The sequence below is a fragment of the Streptomyces sp. SID13726 genome, from assembly GCF_010548375.1.
GTDB lineage: Bacteria > Actinomycetota > Actinomycetes > Streptomycetales > Streptomycetaceae > Streptomyces.
This window is the reverse complement of the sequence record NZ_JAAGLY010000002.1, coordinates 459,997-477,326: the sequence shown is the minus strand read 5'-3', so window position 1 is coordinate 477,326 and position 17,330 is coordinate 459,997. Positions and strand designations below refer to the sequence as shown.

Here is a 17,330-nt window from a genome sequence, read left to right as displayed (position 1 = left end):
CGCTCCTTGGGGGTCGGGGTCAGGTCTGTACGACCTTCAGGTCCGCCGCGGCGGCCGGGGCCGGGGAGTGACGCGGAACGAGGACGCGGACGACGTACAGGCCCGCGACCCCCGACACGGCCATGCAGGCGGTGATCGTCCAGAGCAGGACGGCGGGGCTGTGGTCGAGCAGGGCGGGGGTGACGAACGCGGCGGCCGCGAAGACCGCGCGTGAGAAGGCGTAGGTGATCCCCTGGGTGGTGCCTCGGGTGTCGGCGGGCAGCGTCAGCTGCGACCACACCTTGTAATTGGCTTCCCCGGCAAAGGGGTTGGACAGCTGGTAGAGAACGAAGAACACGATCATGCCGACGATGGCCCCGGTGGTGAGCGAGGCGACGGCGAAGGCCACCACCTGCACGATCGCGGCGGTGCAGAACAGCCGGTCCCGCCACGGCCCGTCGGCGAAGCGCACGAAGGCCAGCGTCAGCACCAGGCCGATCGGCAGACAGACCAGGTTGATGCCGGTGGCCATGCTCTGCGAGGCACCGCTGACGGTGACGAGCAGGTAGGTCGCGAACTGGCCGACGGTGTTGGCGCCGAGACCCCAGGTGACGTAGAAGACGAGGGTCGCGGCCATGGGCACCAGGGCGGCCCGGTTCCACACGTTCCGCAGCGGCACGCCTCGCGGCTCGTCCGGCGAGTCCCCGCGAGGCCCGTCCCGCACCACGTCCGGTCCGGCGGCCAGCTCCAGCCGGGACCGCAGATGCCAGGTGACCAGCGCGGCGACGGCCAGATGGCCGGTGATGAGCCGCGCGCCGGTCATGCCCGTGGTCGACAGGGCGAAGCCGAGGGCGATGACGACGATGATGCCCAGCATCCACATGACCTGGGTGAAGGCGATGAGCCGCCCCCGGGCCCCGTCGGGAGCCGTGTCCGAGACCACGGCGAGCGACGTCGGCAGGTCGGCGCCGGCCGCGAGACCGGCCAGCAGCACACCCACCAGCAGGGTGATGTCGTCGGGCGCCAGGGTGATGACGAGGGCGCCGAGCGCGTAGCAGAGGATGTCCAGGTTGTAGAGGCGGCGCCGGCCGAACACGTCGGCGAGCCGGCCGCCCACCAGGGAGCCGACGGCGATGCAGCTGGTGACGATCGCGCTGATCGCCCCTGCCATCCACACGCCCATGTCGTAGGCGTCGCGGTAGATGGCCAGGTTGACGGCGATGCTGACGATCAGCGCGGCGTCGAGGTAGGACGCCATTCCGGAGAGCGCCGCCACCTTCCACAGGCGCTTCTCGACGGGCTGTTCCCGGTGGAGTGGTTCGGGGGAGATTCGGGCCATCAGGCGGCTCCGTGTGGGGGGAGAGGGTCCGAGCGGAGGGGGACGTCACGGTTCTCGGCCGGTGCCCAGCGACTATAGGAGGGTAAAAACGTTCCAACAAGACGTCATGCGGCCATCCGTGGGAACGAGCTGACGGCCCCGCAGCTCTGGCCGGTGCCTTGCGGGTGTCCTACGGTGAGGCTGAAGTAAAACGTTTTTGGTCCGTGAGAGTGTCCGAGCCGCCGTCGGAAGGACCGATCCGTGATCTCCCCCTCCCTGCACCACCTGTTCGACAATCCGCCCCGCGACTTCGGCCCCACCCCGCTGTGGTGGTGGTCGGGCGCGAAGGTCACCCGCGAACGACTGGCCTGGCAGCTGCGCCGGTTCGCGGACGGCGGGATCCACAACCTCGTCGTGATCAACCTGGCCCCGGCAGGACCGACCTTCGGCGCCCGCACCGACGACCCGGTGTGGTTCGGCGAGGAATGGTGGGCCCGCTTCAGGGACACCTGCGAGATCGCCGGAGAGCTGGGCACCCGCCTGTGGTTCTACGACCAGATCGGCTTCTCCGGCGCCAATGTGCAGGGCACCCTCACCCGACGGCATCCCGAGGCCACCGGCCGGGCCCTGCGCACCCGCCGGGCCGTCGTCACCGGAGACACGGTCGGACTCCGGGGCACGGAGACCCTCCTCGGCGCCTACGACAGCACGGGCGCACGCCTGCCGGTCGGCGAGGGCGCCCGGATCGACGCCGCCGACGGCACGGACGTACGACTCGTGACCGCCGTGCCCACCGCCTTCGACTACCTGGCCCCCGGCGCCGTCGGCCTCCTGCTGGACACCGTGCACCGCGAGTACGACCGCCGCGTCCCCGAGTACCTGGGCAACGTCATCGCCGGCAGCTTCCAGGACGAGCTGCCCGCCACCAACTCCTGGACCGTCCGCTTCCCCGAGGAGTTCCGGGCCCGCCGCGGCTACGACCTCCTCGACCACCTGCCCGCCCTCTTCACCGGCGCCGACACCACCCGGGCCCGGAAGATCCGCGCCGACTACTACGCCGTCCGCGCCGAACTCACCGAAGAGGCCCTCTTCCGCCCCCTCGCCGCCTGGCACGACGAGCGCGGCCTGCTCCTGGGCTGCGACCAGAGCAATCCCGCCCGCTCCGGCTACCCGGCCCAGTCGACCCAGCTCTACACCGACTACTTCCGCACCCACCGCCACTACAGCGCCGCGGGCAGCGACCACCACGGCGACGCCAAGGTGCACTCCTCGATGGCCCACCTCTACGGCCACGAGCGGGTCTGGATGGAGGCGTTCCACTCCTCCGGCTGGGGCGGCACCCTGGAGGACACCTACGACTGGCTCCTGCCCTTCGTACGCGGCGGCGCCAACCTGTACAACCCGCACGCCAGTTACTTCGGCACCGCGGGCGGCTGGTTCGAGTGGGCGGCGCCCTCCACCGACTGGCGTCAGCCCTACTGGCGGCAGTACCCCGCGTTCTCCCAGGCCGTCGCCCGGCTCTGCTCCCTCCTGTCCTGGGGCACCTACAGCGCCGACGTGGCGGTCCTGCACCCCACCGCCACCATGCAGTCGCTGATCCCCGTGGACGTGCCCGTCCAGCACTTCGGCAACGGCCGCCTCGGCGCCGCCCACTCCGACGTCGACGAGACCCAGCGCCACTACCTCGACCTGTGCGGCACCAACAACTGGCTCCGGCCCGCCGTCGGCGCCCTTGACCGGCACCGGATCTCCTTCGACGTCATCGATGACGCCTCGGTCCAGGCCGCCAAGGCGGGCGACGGCGCCCTGCGCGTCCGGGACCTGGCCTACAGCGCGGTCCTGCTGCCCTCGGCGAGCGTCCTGGAGGAGGAGACGGCCCGCCGGCTGACCGATCTCCTCGACGCCGGCGGGCGGGTCGTCGTGGTGGGCCGCCCGCCGACCCACGCGGCCGGGACCGCAGGCGATGACTCCGTCGTGGCGGCGCTGCTGGCCCACCCGCGCCTGGAGCGGGCGCCGGACGCCGAGTCCGGCGCCGCCTCGGTCGCCGACGCGGCCGGATACGCGACCGGCGAAGTACCGCTGCTCGTGCGGAGGAAGGGCGAGGAGGCCATCGCCCTGGTCACCGGGGCATGCCCGGACGCCCGGGTGGACCCGGCCCGCGGCAAGCACGAGGCCGACCCCACGCGTTACGCCCGCACTTCGTCCGTCACGGTCCGGGCCGAGATCGCCGAGGCCGAGATCTGGAACCCGGCGACCGGCGCCCGCCGCCCGGGACACGTCACCGTCGCCGACGGCGTCTCGACCATCGAGGTCCCGCTCGACGGCGCCCCCGCCGCCCTCGTCGTATGGCGCGAAGGGCCGTCCGCGGCGGTCGTACGGCACGAAGGGCCTTCTGCGGCACGTGAGTCGGCACCACGGACGCCACGTCCGCCGGAGACGATCGACCTCTCGACCGGCTGGCAGGGCAGCCTCGCCCCCACCATGGACAACACCTGGGGCGACCTCGCCCTGCCCGCCGGAACCTCCGTCGACGCACCGCAGATCTGGACCATGAACTGGTCGGGGACCGAGGGTGGTTGGGAGACGTCCCGGGTGACCTACGGCAACCGGGTCCGTGTCCTGCCACCCGTGCCCGCCGCCGAGGCGCCCGAGCCGCTGGACCGTGCGGCCGTCGAGCGGATCCTCGCCGGGGAGCAGGCGCTGGCGTCCGCGGCCTGGGGTGTCTTGCTGTACTCGTCGAGTCGTGGCATCCCCGATCCCTACGGTCTGCTCGGCAACAAGGGCCTGGTTCCCGAGGAGTTCGTCCGGGTGCCGGTGCCCGTGCGCGGGACCGTCGCCCGGGTCCGGACCGTCGTCGAGACCGGCCATCGCGGCCCCGCCGACCTGCATCTCGGCGCGGCGGCGGTCAAACGCGTGTGGTGGAACGGCAGTCGGCTCGACACGAGCGGCGGCTGTCTCGCGACCGCCCGGGTGCGGGTCGACCAGGACCGCAATGTGCTGGAGTACGAGCTGTCCGACGCCGAGGACCGGCCCCGGGCCATCGCGGGCGCCCCCGACACCCCGTTGGGCAGCTACTTCTGTCTGTCCCTCCCGGACGGGTTCGGCCCCCGCCCGCACTTCATGTGCCTGCCCGACGACGTACGACCGGACGGAACCGTCACCTACCGCGGCCGACTTGAGATCCCCGAGGAGGGCGCGGCGGCCGTGCTCGTCGTCGGCGCCGCGGTGGGCGTGACCGTCCTGCTCGACGGGACCGTCGTGGCGCGGCAGGAGAAGACGGAGTACTACGAGTCCGACTGGGGCGCGGTGCCGATGTTCTTCCGGCACGAACTCACCCTGGGCGGCGGCGAGCACGTCCTCGACGTCGTGGCGGACAGCGTCGAGGTGCGGGACGCGGTGTTCGTCGACCTGGTCGCGGGCTCCACCGCCCTGGTCAGCGGCCCCGGCTGGGAGGCCCGGACGGGGGAGTGGCACGGCCTCACCCTCGAACACGAGGGACGCTGGGGGGAGTTGCAGCACTGCTACGCCGCCGTACGGCCCCACCCGCTGCCGGACACCGAGTGGCTCACCGGCGCCCCGGCGCTCGGCACCGCCGTACTTCCGCTGCGGTCCACCGACGAACTCCGGGAGACCGAGCAGCGCTTCCGCTTCACCGTGCCGCCGGGCACGGTCAGGCTCGACCTGCCGCTGGAGCTGACAGCACGGGTGAAGTCCGAGGACGGTAAAGAACTCCTGGTGCAGGAAGGGGAACTGAGGCTGCCTCAACCCCTCGACACGGCAACGGAGTTCGAGGTCGTCACCGAACCCACGGCCTTCCTGCGCGGCGGCTCCGCCTGGAGCGGGCCGGTGCGGGCGCACACCGTCCCCGCGCCGCTGCCGCTCGGGGACTGGGGTGAGGCGGGGCTCGGCGGCTGGAGCGGTGGGGTGACCTACTCGCGGACGCTGGAGGTGCCGCCCGGGGTGGATCCGGTGCTGGATCTGGGCCGGGTGCGCGGCAGCGTCGAGGTGTCCGTCGACGGCGAGTCCGTCGGGGAGGCGTTCTGCGCGCCGTACCGCTTCGAACTCCGCGGTACCGCAGGGCGGACCGTGCGCCTAGACGTGACCGTCCACAACACCCTGGCCCCGTATCTGGCCGAGGCCACGCCGACCGCCTGGGCCTTCCCCTCCCAGCTGCCGTCGGGGCTGTTCGGCCCGGTCAGGCTGGAGCGGGCCGTCTGAGGCGGCGAGGGTGGAGTCCCGCAGGACCAGCCCGGGCGCGAACACCCTTGTCTCATGGGTGTGTTCGGCGCGGGCCTCCACCTCGTCGAGGAGCATCTCGACGGCCGCCCTGCCGAGCTCCTCGACCGGCTGCCGGACCGTCGTGAGGGTGGTGCCCACGAAGCTCGCTATGTCCAGGTCGCCGTAGCCGACGACCTGGACGTCCTCCGGAATCCGCACCCCGCGCTCACCGAGAGCACGGCACAGTCCGGCCGCGAGGAAGTCGTTGGTGCAGAAGACCCCGTCGGGCAGTTCGTCGAGCCGCCGGGCGATCTCCGCGCCGTGCGCCACCGTCATCTCCCCGGCGACGACCTGCCCGAGCCGTGCCTCGCGCCGGGTGCGCACGGCCTGGCGGGCGCCCTGGTAGCGGTCCGCGCACTGGCGGATGGTGCGCTCGCCGTTGACGACGAGGAGGTCGCGCGCCCCGCGGTCCAGGAGGTGCTGCACCGCGATGCGGCCGCCGGCGATGTCGTCCACCGAGACGGAACAGCCCTCCTGGACGGGTATCGCACGGTCCGCCAGCACCAGCGGGACACCGCGCTCGCGCAGCCGCGTCAGCCGGGTGGGGTCGGCGCCGAGCGGGACCACCACCGCGCCCACGGCCCGCTGTTCGGCGAGCATCGTGAAGTACCCCTGCTCCCGCTCCGGCGCGTCCCCGCTGTCGCAGAGCACCAGGGAATAGCCGTGTTCGTAGGCCGCGTCGGCGGCACCGCGGGCGATGCGCGAGTAGAAGGTGTTGGTCACGTCCGGCAGCACCAGGCCGATCGACGACGAGTGCCCGGTGCGCAGCCCGGCGGCCCCCGGATGGGGGACGTAGTCGAGCGCGGCGACCGCGGCCCGGACCCGCTCGGCGGTACGCGCGTTGACCCGCTCGGGCCGGTTCAGGACGTTCGACACCGTGGAGACCGACACACCGGCCGCGGCGGCGACCTCCTGGATACGGGCGGGGCGGACGGACACCCTGGTCACCCCCTCCTCGTCGCGGCCGGCGCAAGTCTACCCACACGGTATGTGAAACGTTTTTCGACGGGGAGACGGGCCACGGATCCGAGGGGCGGCCATCGAAAATCCGGTGAACCTGCACACCGTTCACCACTAGGTCATGGGAAGACCGGACCGTCGCGGTCATGAGCCCGTTGTGTCCGATAGCGGCGGCGAATCGTGTGAAGGAACAGGTGAGTTCGGTGATCGGATTGCGCGGCTGATGGAGCCGTGCGCCCGTTTCGCCACGCAGTTAACTGGCGGTGATGCTCAGGGCATGCTTCGATCCGGGGGTCGTTCTCGACATTGCTTCCGCGAAAGGAAACGCGCCGCCATGAACTCCGCCCCCCGCTTCGAGACCACCGAGATCCACGACGCGGACCTCGACAGCATCTCCGGTGGTGTCGCCGTCTCGACCGGCGCCGCCCTCCACCTCGAGGTCGGCCCGCTCGCCGTCTGCGCCGACGTCGACGCGCTCGTCTCCACCGAGGGTGTCGCGGCCAACGCCTACCTCGGCCTGCACTGACGAAACCCCCGCCGCGGGCCCCGATCACTCGATCGGGGCCCGTCGCCGTCACCGCGGACGCGCGGCCAGCTCCGCCAACTCCCCGTCCGTGAGCAGCCGCCCCTCGCGCGCCATCAACTCCCTTGCCCGTACGAGGATGTCGTCCACCTCGGCCGGTCCGCGCTCGATGCCCAGTGCTGCCAGCCGGTCGGCCAGCGTGTAGGGGCCGCTGTCCGGAGTGAAGGGGACGGCCCGGGAGTTGCCCACCAGCTCCGGCTCAAGGCAGTTGTGGAGGAGCGGGTCGATCGCCGTCTCCTGGGTGATGAAGTCCAAGCCTCCCCAGCAGAAGGCGTGAGTGCCGGTCACCGGATGGTTCCACGCGGTGTGATATCCCGTCAGGTCCTGTCCCGCCCGGGCGAGTTCGGTGAGTCGCTCGGTCCTGATGCCGGTCTCCACGCCGTACAGCGCCTCGAAGGCGAGGGCCGTCGCCGCCAGGTCGGCGTTGCCTGGGCCGCCGCAGTAGCCGTTGACCGACAGCTCGACCGCCGAGGCTCCCGCCCGGACCGCGGCGACCGCGCAACCCACGGCCAGGCCGAAGGTGTTGTGCGGATGCAGGCCGACCTCGACGTCCGGAGCCAGGGCCCGGGTGAGCCGTACGAGATGGGCGTAGGCCTCGGGACTCATCGCGCCCGGCCCGTCGAACAGGGTCAGTTCACTCGCGCCCGCACCGGCGAGCACGGTGACGGACTCCTCATGACTCTCCTCGGTCGCGTACGACACCATCAGCAGCGGCACGATCACCTCGAGCCCGCGCTCACGGGCGTACGACACCAGCCGCGCCGCATGCGTCAGTACGGCCGCCCGGTCGCGCGGGATGTCCCCGGACCGCCACTCCTCGCCGCGCCAGGCACTCTCGTACACCGGCGCCCGGTAGATCAGCGAGGTCTCCCCGAACGCCTGCACCCACACCTGTACGGCGTCGTAGCCGGCCGCGGCCGCGCGGTCGACGTCCGCCGGGGAGCGCATCAGCGGGCACACCACCCGGCAGTCCGGGTTCTCCTCCTTGACCAGCCGCACCTCGTCCTTGAGGGCCGCGTCGCCTCGCCCGCCGAGGCCCGCCGTGACGACCTCGGGCACCCCGCTGCCGACCAGCCGGCGCAGGAAGTCCGCCTTCGCCCCGGGGGTCGCGACGACGCCAGGCAGTGTCTCGACCGAACGCAGGGTCGCGTCCCGCAGCCGCACCGACGGGGGCAGTGAACCCACCACATCCGTACGCCGGTTGAGCGGACTGACCGACCAGCGGCCCGGCTCGTGGGCGCCGGGTGCGCGGCGCAGCGCCAGCTCGGCGCGGAAGCGGGCGATCTCCTCGGGGGTGAACACGGAGGGCTTGTCCATGGCCCCCATCCAAACCCTCTGTCGACAGTAATGGCAATACTCGCGCTCACAGGGTGCTGATGTTTACTTTCTGTCGACACCTAGCTAGAACTGTCGACAGTTTCGGCAACCCTAGTGAGGGAGAACCCGTGCCCGAAGACCTGCCCGAAGGCTTGCCCGAAGACCTGTCCGACCGACGGCTCGGCCGGCTCGCGGGCCGTATCGCCGTCATCGGCGGCGCCGGCAGTGTCGGCCCCGGCTGGGGCAACGGCCGTGCCACCGCCGTGATCTTCGCCCGGGAAGGCGCCACCGTCTTCCTGGCCGACCGTGACAAGGAGTCCCTGGAGGTCACCGCCCGCCAGATCCGCGAAGAGGGCGGCACCGCGCACACCACCGTGCTGGACGTCACCGAACCCGAGGCCGTACAGGGCCACTTGGCGGAGTGCGAGCGGACGGCGGGACGTATCGACGTACTGGTCAACAACGTCGGCGGCTCCCGGGCCGGGGGCGCGGTGGACCTCGCTCTCGACGACTGGGAGGGGCAGTTGCGCACCAACCTGACCAGCGCCTTCCTCGCCTGCAAGTACGCCGTCCCGATCATGCGGCGCGGTGGCGGGGGCACGATCGTCAACACCGCCTCAGCGTCCGGGCTGCGCTGGACCGGCTCCGCTCAGGTGGGGTACGCGGCGGCCAAGGCGGCCGTCATCCAGCTGTCCCGGGTCTCCGCCGTGGAGTTCGCCCCCGACGGCATCCGGGTGAACACCGTGGTCCCGGGGCAGCTGCACACCCCGATGGTCGAGGCCCGCCTCGCCGGCCAACGCGCGGGCGGTGACGTGGAGAAGCTGCTCGCCCAGCGGCAGGCCCGTATCCCGCTCGGCTTCATGGGCGACGGGCGTGACACCGCGTACGCGGCCCTCTTCCTCGCCTCGGACGAGGCCCGCTTCGTCACCGGCACCGAGATCGTCGTGGACGGCGGAATGACGGCCCGCTGTGACTGAGCCCGCCGTGGTCCGTGAACCGGCCGCCGCGCAGGCCGAGTTGCTTCCCTCGCCCGGCTGCCCGCCCCCGCCCCCCCCCCCGCGCGAGCCCTCCCTGCTGCTCCCGCCGGGCAGCTGCGACGCCCACTGCCACGTCCTCGGCCCGGCCGACGTCTTCCCCTACGCCCCGGACCGCACCTTCACGCCGTTGGACGCCCCCAAGGACCAAGTGCGCGCCCTGCATGCCCACTTGGGGCTCGACCGGGCCGTGATCGTGCAGTCCTCGTGTCACGGGAACGACCACACGGGCCTGCTGGACGCCCTCGCGACCGGCGACGGACGTCTGCGCGGTGTGGCCCTGATCGGTGCGACGACCACCCGGGGCGAGATCGAGGAACTGCACCGGGCCGGCGTACGGGGCTTCCGGCTCAACTTCCTGCCCCATCTGCGCACCCCGCCCACCCGCGCCGAGATCGACTCCGTCCTCGAACGCGTCGACGGACTCGGCTGGACGGCCCAACTCCACGTCCACGACGAGGAGATCGCCCTCCTCGGCGACCTGGTGCGCGCGCTGCCGGGCAAGGTGGTCGTCGACCACATGGGGCGCGTCGACCTCACCGCGGGGCCGGACGGAACGGCGCCGCGCAGCCTGCGCGCGCTGCTCGACACCGGCCGGGTGTGGGTGAAGGTCAGCGGTGCCGACCGGATCTCTCGGCAGGGGCCGCCGTACGCCGACGCGGTCGCCCTGGCCGCAGGCCTGGTGAAGCACGCGCCGGAGCGGGTGGTGTGGGGCACCGACTATCCGCACGTCAACATCGTCGGCGCCGCGCCCGACGACGGGCTGCTCGTCGACCTCGTCGAGCACATCGCACCCGACCCCGCACATCTTCGCCTGCTGATGGTGGACAACCCGGCAGAACTCTTCGACTTCTCAGCAACTCCATAGTGTCGGCAGAAACCCACAGGTATTTCGTTGTCGCATCCCTTGATGGGGAAAAGTGTCGACAGTAGTGTCCCGACTCGAACCCCGCGTGAGGAGAACGTCCATGGTTCAGCTGTCCCGGGACCGACTGCTCGGGCGCGGCGACGCGGCCTACGAACAGGCCCGTCGCGACGCCGTCTGGAACGAACGCAAGCCCGACCGGTACCCCGACGTCATCGTGCTCGCCCACGACGAACGGGACGTCGTGGCCGCCGTACGACTCGCCCGCGCCGAAGGATTCACGATCGGCGTCCGCTCCGGCGGCCACAGCTGGGTGGGCAACGGCGTCCGGGACGGCGGCATGCTGCTCGACCTCTCGCGGCTCCAGGACATCAGCGTCGACCCGCTCGCGGGCACCGCCGCCGTACAGCCCTCGGCCACGGGCCCCGCCCTGCTCGAACAGCTCGCTCCACACGGCCTGTTCTTCCCCACCGGACACGCGCCCACCGTCGGCATCGGCGGGTTCGTCCTCGGCGGCGGCTACGGCTGGGACTCCCGGGGGCTCGGCCCCGCCTGTCTGAGCATCCGGGCGATCGACGTCGTCCTCGCCGACGGCACCCTCGTCCACGCCACCGACGCCACCCACCCCGACCTGCTGTGGGCCGCCCGCGGCAGCGGACCCGGCTTCTTCGGCGTCGTCACCCGCTTCCACCTCGCCCTGCACGACAGGCCGCGCCGCATCCTGCGGACCGTGCACAGCTACCCCCTCGACCTCCGGGACGAGGTGCTGGCATGGTCGTACGACATTTTCGAAACCCTTGATCCGGCAGTCGAGTTCTCCGCCAAGGTCGGCTTCACGCCCGGGCTCGACCGCAGGACCGTCTCCGTCACCGCGACCGCCTTCTGCGACGCGGACGACGACCTCCTCGCTCCGCTGGAGGACGCGCCGTTCCGGGACCGGGCGATCCGGGCGGTCGCCGCGCAGGAGACCACCATGGCGCGGCTGTACGAGTACGCCGACCGCATGACCCCGCCCGGCATGCGCTGGGCGCTCGACGGGATCTGGACCGACGAGCCCGTCGACAAGGTGCTCGACGCCGCCCGGCCGCTGTTCGACTCGATCCCGGACACCACCAGCCATGTGCTGTGGATGCTCTGGGGCCACCACCCGGAGCGCCCCGACGCCTGCTGGTCCAGCCAGGCCAAGCTCTACCTCTCGCCCAACGCGGGCTGGACGGACCCCGCCGAGGACCTGGCCCACGAACAGTGGACGCACGGACTCCTCGCCGACCTCCAACACCTGTCCGCGGGGCTCCAGTTCTCCGACAACAACCTCGCCGACCGCTTCGACCACGGACTCAGCCCCGCGAACTCCGCGCGCCTGGAGGAGATCCGGGCGGTGTACGACCCCGAGGGCGTGTTCCGGACGTACATGACCCCTCAGGAGTCCACGACCGCCTACGCCACCGCGGGTCGCTCCCGGACGCACAAGTACTCATGAGCTCAAAGGAGAGCCGTTCCATGCACACTTCGAGAACCACGCGGCGCCATGTCCTCGCCCTCCTGTCCGCGCTGACCCTCGCCACGCCCCTGACCGCCTGCGGCGGGGAGTCCGGAGCCGCCACCACCTCCGACGGCAAGGCACGGATCACCGTGCTGCGGTCCAACGGCGCCATCTTCGAACCGCTCTACATCGCCCAGCAGCAGGGCTACTTCGAGGACGCCGGGCTCGACGTCACCATCAAGGCCGGCGCCCAGGACACCTCGCAGAACGCCCCCTCCGTCCTCAACGGCGAGGCCCAGTTCGCGATGACGGACAGCTCCGGCTTCCTCAAGGGCGCCGCCCAGGACATGCCGATCCGGATCGTCACCGGACTCCAGTCGGCGACCACGAAGACCGACCCCACCGACGGACTCCTGGTCAAGAAGGACAGCGACATCGAGTCCTTCAAGGACCTGGAGGGCAGGACGGTCGGCATCTCCGCACTCGGCGGCACCATCCAGTTCATCTGCGAGTACCTGGTGCAGAAGGCCGGCGGCGACCCGGGCAAGGTCAAGTTCGTCGCCCTGCCCACGACGTCGCTCACCGACGCGGCCACCTCCGGCAAGACCGACGCGGTCTTCTCCTTCGGCCCCTTCTACTTCGCCGGCAAGGACAGCGGACTGCGCTCCGTAGGCAACGGCATGAACGATGTGCCTGGCATGGTCCAGGGCCTCCTGTTCTCCAGCGAGGAGTACCTGTCGAAGAACGCCGACGCGGCGAAGAAGTTCGTCGAAGCGGTCGCCAAGGCCATCACCTACGCCAACGCGCACCCCGCGGCCGTCAAGGCGATCGACAAGAAGTACACCCAGGTCCCCGCGAGCTTCATCGACGCGCACGACATCAACTACTACGACAAGACCCTCAACACGACGGTGATGCGCACCGTCATCACGAAGATGCACGAGTTCGACCTCCTCGACAACGAGCCCAAGGACGACTCCCTCTACTGGGACCAGGCCCCGACCACGGCCGGGGAGTAACCATGGCCAAGGTCCGACTGCTGCAACTCGGTGCCCTGGCAGCCGTGTTGACGCTGTGGGCGCTCATCACGGCGGCGGTAGCGGTGAGTCCGACCGCCCTGCCGGGACCGGCGTCGGTCGCGTCCGCGCTCGGCGACCTGCTCGGCAGCGGCGCCTTCTGGCAGGCGGTGGGGGAGACCCTGCGCGGCGCGGTCACCGGGCTCCTCCTCGCGACCGCCGTCGGCATCCCGGTCGGACTGGTGACCGGCGTGTACGCGACGGCCGAGGAGTCGTCCCGGCTGCTGATGGAGATCCTGCGCTCCTTCCCGGTGATCGCCCTGCTGCCGGTGTTCCTGCTGGTCCTGGGCTCGACACCCGGCATGAAGGCCACCGTCGTCTTCATCGCCTGCGTCTTCCCGGTCCTGCTCCAGGCGCAGTACGGCGCCCAGGCCGTGACCCCGGCCGTCCACGAGACCGCCGACAGCTACCGCATCCCCAGGCTGCTGCGCTTCCGCCGGGTGATCCTGCCCGGCGCGGTTCCCTCGATCATGACGGGCCTCAGACTGGCCGCCACCACCTCCGTGCTCGTGTCCATCGGCGTCGAAGTGCTCACCACCCTGCCCGGCATGGGCCACATGATCATGGAGTCGCAGCAGGCAGGGGCATCGGCACGGGCGTACGCCTACATCCTCGCCGCGGGCGCCATCGGCCACGCGATCACCCTGCTCGCCCAGTTCGCCGAGCACCGGCTGCTGCGCTGGCGGCCACCCGCCCACACGGGAGGGGAGTAGCCGTATGCCGTGGAGAGCGATCCTGCGCCAACTCTGGCTGCCCGCTTCGGTGTTCGCCGTCCTCCTGGTGGCGACGGCAGACAGCACCAGCTTCTACTTCCCGCCGCTCACCGAGGTCCTCGGCACCCTGTGGGACCAGCTGGCGCACGGCGGTCTCGTCGAGGACCTGCTGTTCAGCCTGCGCAACATCCTGCTCGGCCTGGCCCTCGCCACCGTCGTCGGAGTCGGCGCCGGACTCGTCATCGGGGAGATCCGCACCCTGCGCCTGGCCACCGGCCCACTTCTCGACTTCGCCCGCGCCACCCCCACGGTCGGGTTCGTGCCGGTCATCATCCTCACCCTCGGCATCGGCTCGGGACCCAAGATCTTCCTGATCTTCCTGGGCTCGGTGTGGCCGATCCTGCTCAACACGATCAGCGGAGTGCAGGCCATCGGCCCCGCCGTGCACGAGACCGCTCGCGGCTACCGCATCCCCTGGCCGCTGAGGCTGCGCCGGGTGATCCTTCCCGGCGCCCTGCCGCAGATCCTCGCCGGCATCCGGGTCGCCCTGTCGATCGCCGTCGTCCTCATGGTCGTCAGCGAGATCTACGGCTCACCCGTCGGGCTCGGCAACTTCATCCTCCAGAGCGGATCCAGCTTCCACGTCGCCGAGACCTGGGCCGGAACCATCCTGATCGGCGTCCTCGGCTACGGCCTGAGCGTGCTGCTCCTGCTCGTCGAGCACCGCGTCCTGGGCTGGTACCACCAGCGCGCACCCCGGGTGCGGTCCCCGCGGCCCGTCCCCGCAGAGAGCGTCAAGAGCAACGGAGTCGTCGTATGACACGCGGATCGAGCCTGTACGTCGAGGACGTCGGCATGAGCTTCGGGGAGCACCGGGTGCTCGAAGGCCTCTCCCTGCGCGTGGACCCGGGGGAGTCCGTGTGTCTCGTCGGCCCGTCCGGCGCCGGCAAGACCACCCTGCTGCGCTGCCTCGCCGGCCTCACCTCGCCGACCGGTGGTCAAGTCCGCTACGGAGACCGGCCGTTGACCGAGCCCCATGCCGACATCGCCGTCGTCTCCCAGGACTACCGCGGCTCCCTGCTGCCGTGGCTGCGCGTCTGGGACAACGTGGCCTTCCCGCTCCAGGGCCGGGGTGTGAAGAAGGCCGTCCGCAGGAGGCGCGCGCTGGAGTGCCTGGACGCCGTGGGGTTGCCGGACGTCGGCGAGAAGTACCCCTGGCAGCTCTCCGGCGGCATGCAGCAGCGGGTCGCCATCGCCCGCGGACTCGCCTACGACGCCCCGGTGCTGCTGATGGACGAGCCGTTCGGGTCGGTCGACGCCCAGTCCCGGTTCGACCTGGAGGACCTGACCCTCCAACTGCGCCGCCGGCTCGGCATCACCGTGGTCGTGGTCACCCACGACATCGACGAGGCCGTCTACCTCGGCGACCGCGTCATCGTCCTCGGCGGCAGACCCACGGCCGTCCTCGACACCCTTACCGTCCCCCTCGGCACCGAACGCGACCAACTGTCGACACGGGCCGACCTCCGCTTCGCCGAACTGCGCACCCGCGTCCTGGCGTTGATCCGCGGCGAGAGCGTCCCGACCCGGCCTGAGACAGCCCGCCGGTGAATTGATCGCACCCCCCCACCACGGCCGACCGCCCCGTGTCGGTCACCCCTGCCCGAAAACCGCTGAGAACAAGGGAGTTCAGAGTGACACGCACCAGCAGGACAGGACCCGAGGTCACCTACCGGGCCCGCCCCCGTGCCCTGCTCGTGGCGGTGGCCGCCGCCATGGCCCCGACGCTCCTCGCCCCCGCGAGCGCCCACGCCGCGTCCCACCAGGCCAGGAAGAAGGCCGCCGCCTGCATCGAGGTCGGCTCCGGCGAGACCCTGGAGCTGACCGAGACGACCACCGCGAGCTGCCTGACCATCGAGGAGGGCGGTGCCATCACCGTCCCCGACGGCTACAGCCTCAGCCTCACCGTCAACGGCGTCGAGACCGGCAGCGAACTCGCCGCACTCACCGACGGCGACGGCGGAGTGGCCACCGCGATCGCCGCGGGCACCTACACCGGCACCGTCGTCCTCTCGGTCGCCGAGGCCAACGAACTGGCCTACAGCACCCTCACCTTCCCCTTCCGGCAGGCCATCTACGTGGACTCCGACGGGGTCGACGAGTCGAAGTCGGTGCCCTCGGACGTCCTCGGCGGCACCGTCACCGACACCGGCGCCTCCGGCATCACCCTCACCTCCAACGGCGAGGCCTTCAACGGCGTCTACGTCACCGGCGGCGGCAGCTACACCCTCACCGACCCGACCATCGCCTTCGACGGCAACGGCCGCTGCGACTTCATCGGCTACGGCGCCTCCGTCGTCGGCACCGGCTCGGGCACCACCCTCGTCCTGGACGGCGCGAACATCAGCAACGTCGGCGTGGTCCGCACCGCCGTCATCGCCGACGCCACCGCCAACGTGATCGTCAAGAACTCCACGCTGCACTGCGCCGACGGCGTCGTCCCCGACGAGTATCCGGCCGCCGGCACCGGCGACACCCGCTACATGATCACCGTGCCGTGGATGCTGGGCCTGTCCGGCAACGTCCGCACCACCAACCTGCTCGGCACCAGCACCAAGGCGTCGTACATCAACTCCTCGATCTCCTCGGAGAAATGGGGCGCCCTCTCGGTCGACGGCGGCAGCTACTGCACCCTGACCGCCATCAACAGCACCATCGCCAACACCGGTGGCCAGGGCTACGGTTCGTACGCCATCGGCAACGTCACCGAGCACTTCCTCGGCTGCACCTTCGACGTCGGCGACTACGCCCTGATCCACTGGGGCGCCTCGGCACACTACGGCGACAGCGCCAAGGACGCCGTGTCCGACCTCAACGACTCGCTCGAACTGGGCCTCACCTCGGCTGAGTTGAGCGCGCTGCCGGTCCGGTCGACCACCGTGGACGCGGGCCGCTTCATGGTCCTGTGGTACGCGGCCGGGTCCGTCACCATCGACGGCGGCACCCAGGTCAACACCGGTGAGACCGCGTTCGTCTCCAAGGCGGTCGCCAGCACGGTCACCGTGGACGGCTCCGACGGCGCGACCGTCAACGCGGGCAACGGCGTCATCTTCCAGCTGATGGACACCGACCGGCCGAGCAGCGTCACGGTCTCGGGCCACCCCTGGTCCTCGGAGACCACCGGCACGTACACCGAGCCCACCGGCTCCCCGGCCAAGTCGTCGTCCTGGGTCACCACTTCCTCCCAGTCGACCGACTCCAGGGCGACCTTCACCGACATCGACCTGACCGGCGACTTCTACAACTCGGTGTGGGGCGGCGGCAACGCGAGCCTCCAGGGCCAGAACCTCACCCTGTCCTTCACCCGCTCCACCGTCGAGGGAGTCATCTCGGCGAGCACCGCCAAGCACAGCGTCTCCATCCTCACCAAGGACTCCTACCGGGAGATCAGCGAGGTCACCAACACACCGAGCGCGGTGGTCAACAACGGCGTCCTCGTCACTCTCGGCACCGGATCCACCTGGACCGTCACCGGGACGTCGTACCTGAGCTCCCTGACCCTCGCCTCGGACGCGGCGGTCACCGCGCCCTCGGGGAAGACGGTGTCCCTGACCGTCGGTGGCACCGCCACGGCGATCGAGGCAGGGAAGACGTACTCGGGCGCGCTCACCCTGACGGTGGCCTGAGCGGGACAGAGGAGAACCGGCCCCCGGGGCAGTATGCG

12 protein-coding genes and 1 pseudogene are annotated in these 17,330 nt (G+C 71.1%); 10 read left to right on the top strand and 3 right to left on the bottom strand.

Features of this window, described 5'->3' with window-relative positions; all coding sequences use genetic code 11:
* Window positions 1–19 precede the first annotated feature (19 nt).
* The gene (locus G3I78_RS06205; protein WP_164421767.1) at window positions 20–1,318 is read right to left on the bottom strand and encodes an MFS transporter; all 1,299 of its coding nucleotides are present in this window, start codon (window positions 1,316–1,318) and stop codon (window positions 20–22) included.
* A gap of 240 nt (window positions 1,319–1,558) precedes the next feature.
* Between G3I78_RS06205 and G3I78_RS53120 the strand changes: the two are divergent.
* A pseudogene (locus G3I78_RS53120) lies at window positions 1,559–2,800 on the top strand (glycosyl hydrolase); the annotation flags it as partial.
* Between the two features lie 2,589 nt (window positions 2,801–5,389).
* Here the strand turns inward: G3I78_RS53120 and G3I78_RS06195 are convergent.
* Complete coding sequence (locus tag G3I78_RS06195; RefSeq protein ID WP_343243659.1) at window positions 5,390–6,523, bottom strand: LacI family DNA-binding transcriptional regulator; 1,134 nt, start codon at window positions 6,521–6,523, stop codon at window positions 5,390–5,392.
* 346 nt (window positions 6,524–6,869) lie between these two features.
* Between G3I78_RS06195 and G3I78_RS06190 the strand changes: the two genes are divergently transcribed.
* On the top strand, window positions 6,870–7,061 hold the full coding sequence (locus G3I78_RS06190; RefSeq protein ID WP_164421765.1) for a hypothetical protein: 192 nt from the start codon (window positions 6,870–6,872) through the stop codon (window positions 7,059–7,061).
* A 48-nt stretch (window positions 7,062–7,109) separates the two neighbouring features.
* Here the strand turns inward: G3I78_RS06190 and G3I78_RS06185 are convergent, their stop codons facing one another.
* Entirely contained in the window at window positions 7,110–8,435 is a 1,326-nt protein-coding gene (locus tag G3I78_RS06185) for a hypothetical protein (RefSeq protein WP_164421764.1), read from the bottom strand.
* Window positions 8,436–8,563: 128 nt separating this feature from the next.
* On the opposite strand from G3I78_RS06185, the gene G3I78_RS06180 reads away from it, so the two are divergent.
* The 8 genes from G3I78_RS06180 to G3I78_RS06145 all read left to right on the top strand — a co-directional run bounded on the left by G3I78_RS06180 (window position 8,564) and on the right by G3I78_RS06145 (window position 17,292).
* The gene (locus tag G3I78_RS06180; RefSeq protein ID WP_343243658.1) at window positions 8,564–9,412 is read left to right on the top strand and encodes an SDR family NAD(P)-dependent oxidoreductase; all 849 of its coding nucleotides are present in this window, start codon (window positions 8,564–8,566) and stop codon (window positions 9,410–9,412) included.
* Window positions 9,405–10,337 carry an amidohydrolase family protein gene (locus G3I78_RS06175; RefSeq protein ID WP_343243657.1) on the top strand — a complete coding sequence of 311 codons (933 nt, stop codon included), beginning with the start codon at window positions 9,405–9,407 and terminating at the stop codon, window positions 10,335–10,337. The genes G3I78_RS06180 and G3I78_RS06175 overlap by 8 nt, the downstream gene beginning before the upstream one ends.
* A gap of 100 nt (window positions 10,338–10,437) precedes the next feature.
* Entirely contained in the window at window positions 10,438–11,814 is a 1,377-nt protein-coding gene (locus G3I78_RS06170) for an FAD-binding oxidoreductase (protein WP_164421762.1), read from the top strand.
* A gap of 20 nt (window positions 11,815–11,834) precedes the next feature.
* A complete protein-coding gene (locus G3I78_RS06165; protein ID WP_164421761.1) occupies window positions 11,835–12,836 on the top strand; it encodes an ABC transporter substrate-binding protein in 1,002 nt (333 codons plus the stop codon).
* Between the two features lie 2 nt (window positions 12,837–12,838).
* Window positions 12,839–13,606: an ABC transporter permease gene (locus G3I78_RS06160; RefSeq protein ID WP_164421760.1), complete on the top strand. Its 768-nt coding sequence runs from the start codon at window positions 12,839–12,841 to the stop codon at window positions 13,604–13,606.
* A 4-nt stretch (window positions 13,607–13,610) separates the two neighbouring features.
* Window positions 13,611–14,426: an ABC transporter permease gene (locus G3I78_RS06155; protein ID WP_164421759.1), complete on the top strand. Its 816-nt coding sequence runs from the start codon at window positions 13,611–13,613 to the stop codon at window positions 14,424–14,426.
* On the top strand, window positions 14,423–15,217 hold the full coding sequence (locus G3I78_RS06150; protein ID WP_164421758.1) for an ABC transporter ATP-binding protein: 795 nt from the start codon (window positions 14,423–14,425) through the stop codon (window positions 15,215–15,217). Before G3I78_RS06155 ends, G3I78_RS06150 begins: the two co-directional genes overlap by 4 nt.
* A gap of 83 nt (window positions 15,218–15,300) precedes the next feature.
* Window positions 15,301–17,292, top strand: a complete 1,992-nt coding sequence (locus tag G3I78_RS06145; RefSeq protein ID WP_164421757.1) for a hypothetical protein — start codon at window positions 15,301–15,303, stop codon at window positions 17,290–17,292.
* Window positions 17,293–17,330 lie beyond the last annotated feature (38 nt).

Excerpts from the sequence above, each read along its gene's own strand:
- G3I78_RS06205 (WP_164421767.1), bottom strand. The coding sequence starts at position 1,318 with ATGGCCCGAATCTCCCCCGAACCACTCCACCGGGAACAGCCCGTCGAG.
- G3I78_RS06190 (WP_164421765.1), top strand. The coding sequence starts at position 6,870 with ATGAACTCCGCCCCCCGCTTCGAGACCACCGAGATCCACGACGCGGAC.
- G3I78_RS06185 (WP_164421764.1), bottom strand. The coding sequence starts at position 8,435 with ATGGACAAGCCCTCCGTGTTCACCCCCGAGGAGATCGCCCGCTTCCGC.
- G3I78_RS06170 (WP_164421762.1), top strand. The coding sequence starts at position 10,438 with ATGGTTCAGCTGTCCCGGGACCGACTGCTCGGGCGCGGCGACGCGGCC.
- G3I78_RS06165 (WP_164421761.1), top strand. The coding sequence starts at position 11,835 with ATGCACACTTCGAGAACCACGCGGCGCCATGTCCTCGCCCTCCTGTCC.
- G3I78_RS06160 (WP_164421760.1), top strand. The coding sequence starts at position 12,839 with ATGGCCAAGGTCCGACTGCTGCAACTCGGTGCCCTGGCAGCCGTGTTG.
- G3I78_RS06155 (WP_164421759.1), top strand. The coding sequence starts at position 13,611 with ATGCCGTGGAGAGCGATCCTGCGCCAACTCTGGCTGCCCGCTTCGGTG.
- G3I78_RS06150 (WP_164421758.1), top strand. The coding sequence starts at position 14,423 with ATGACACGCGGATCGAGCCTGTACGTCGAGGACGTCGGCATGAGCTTC.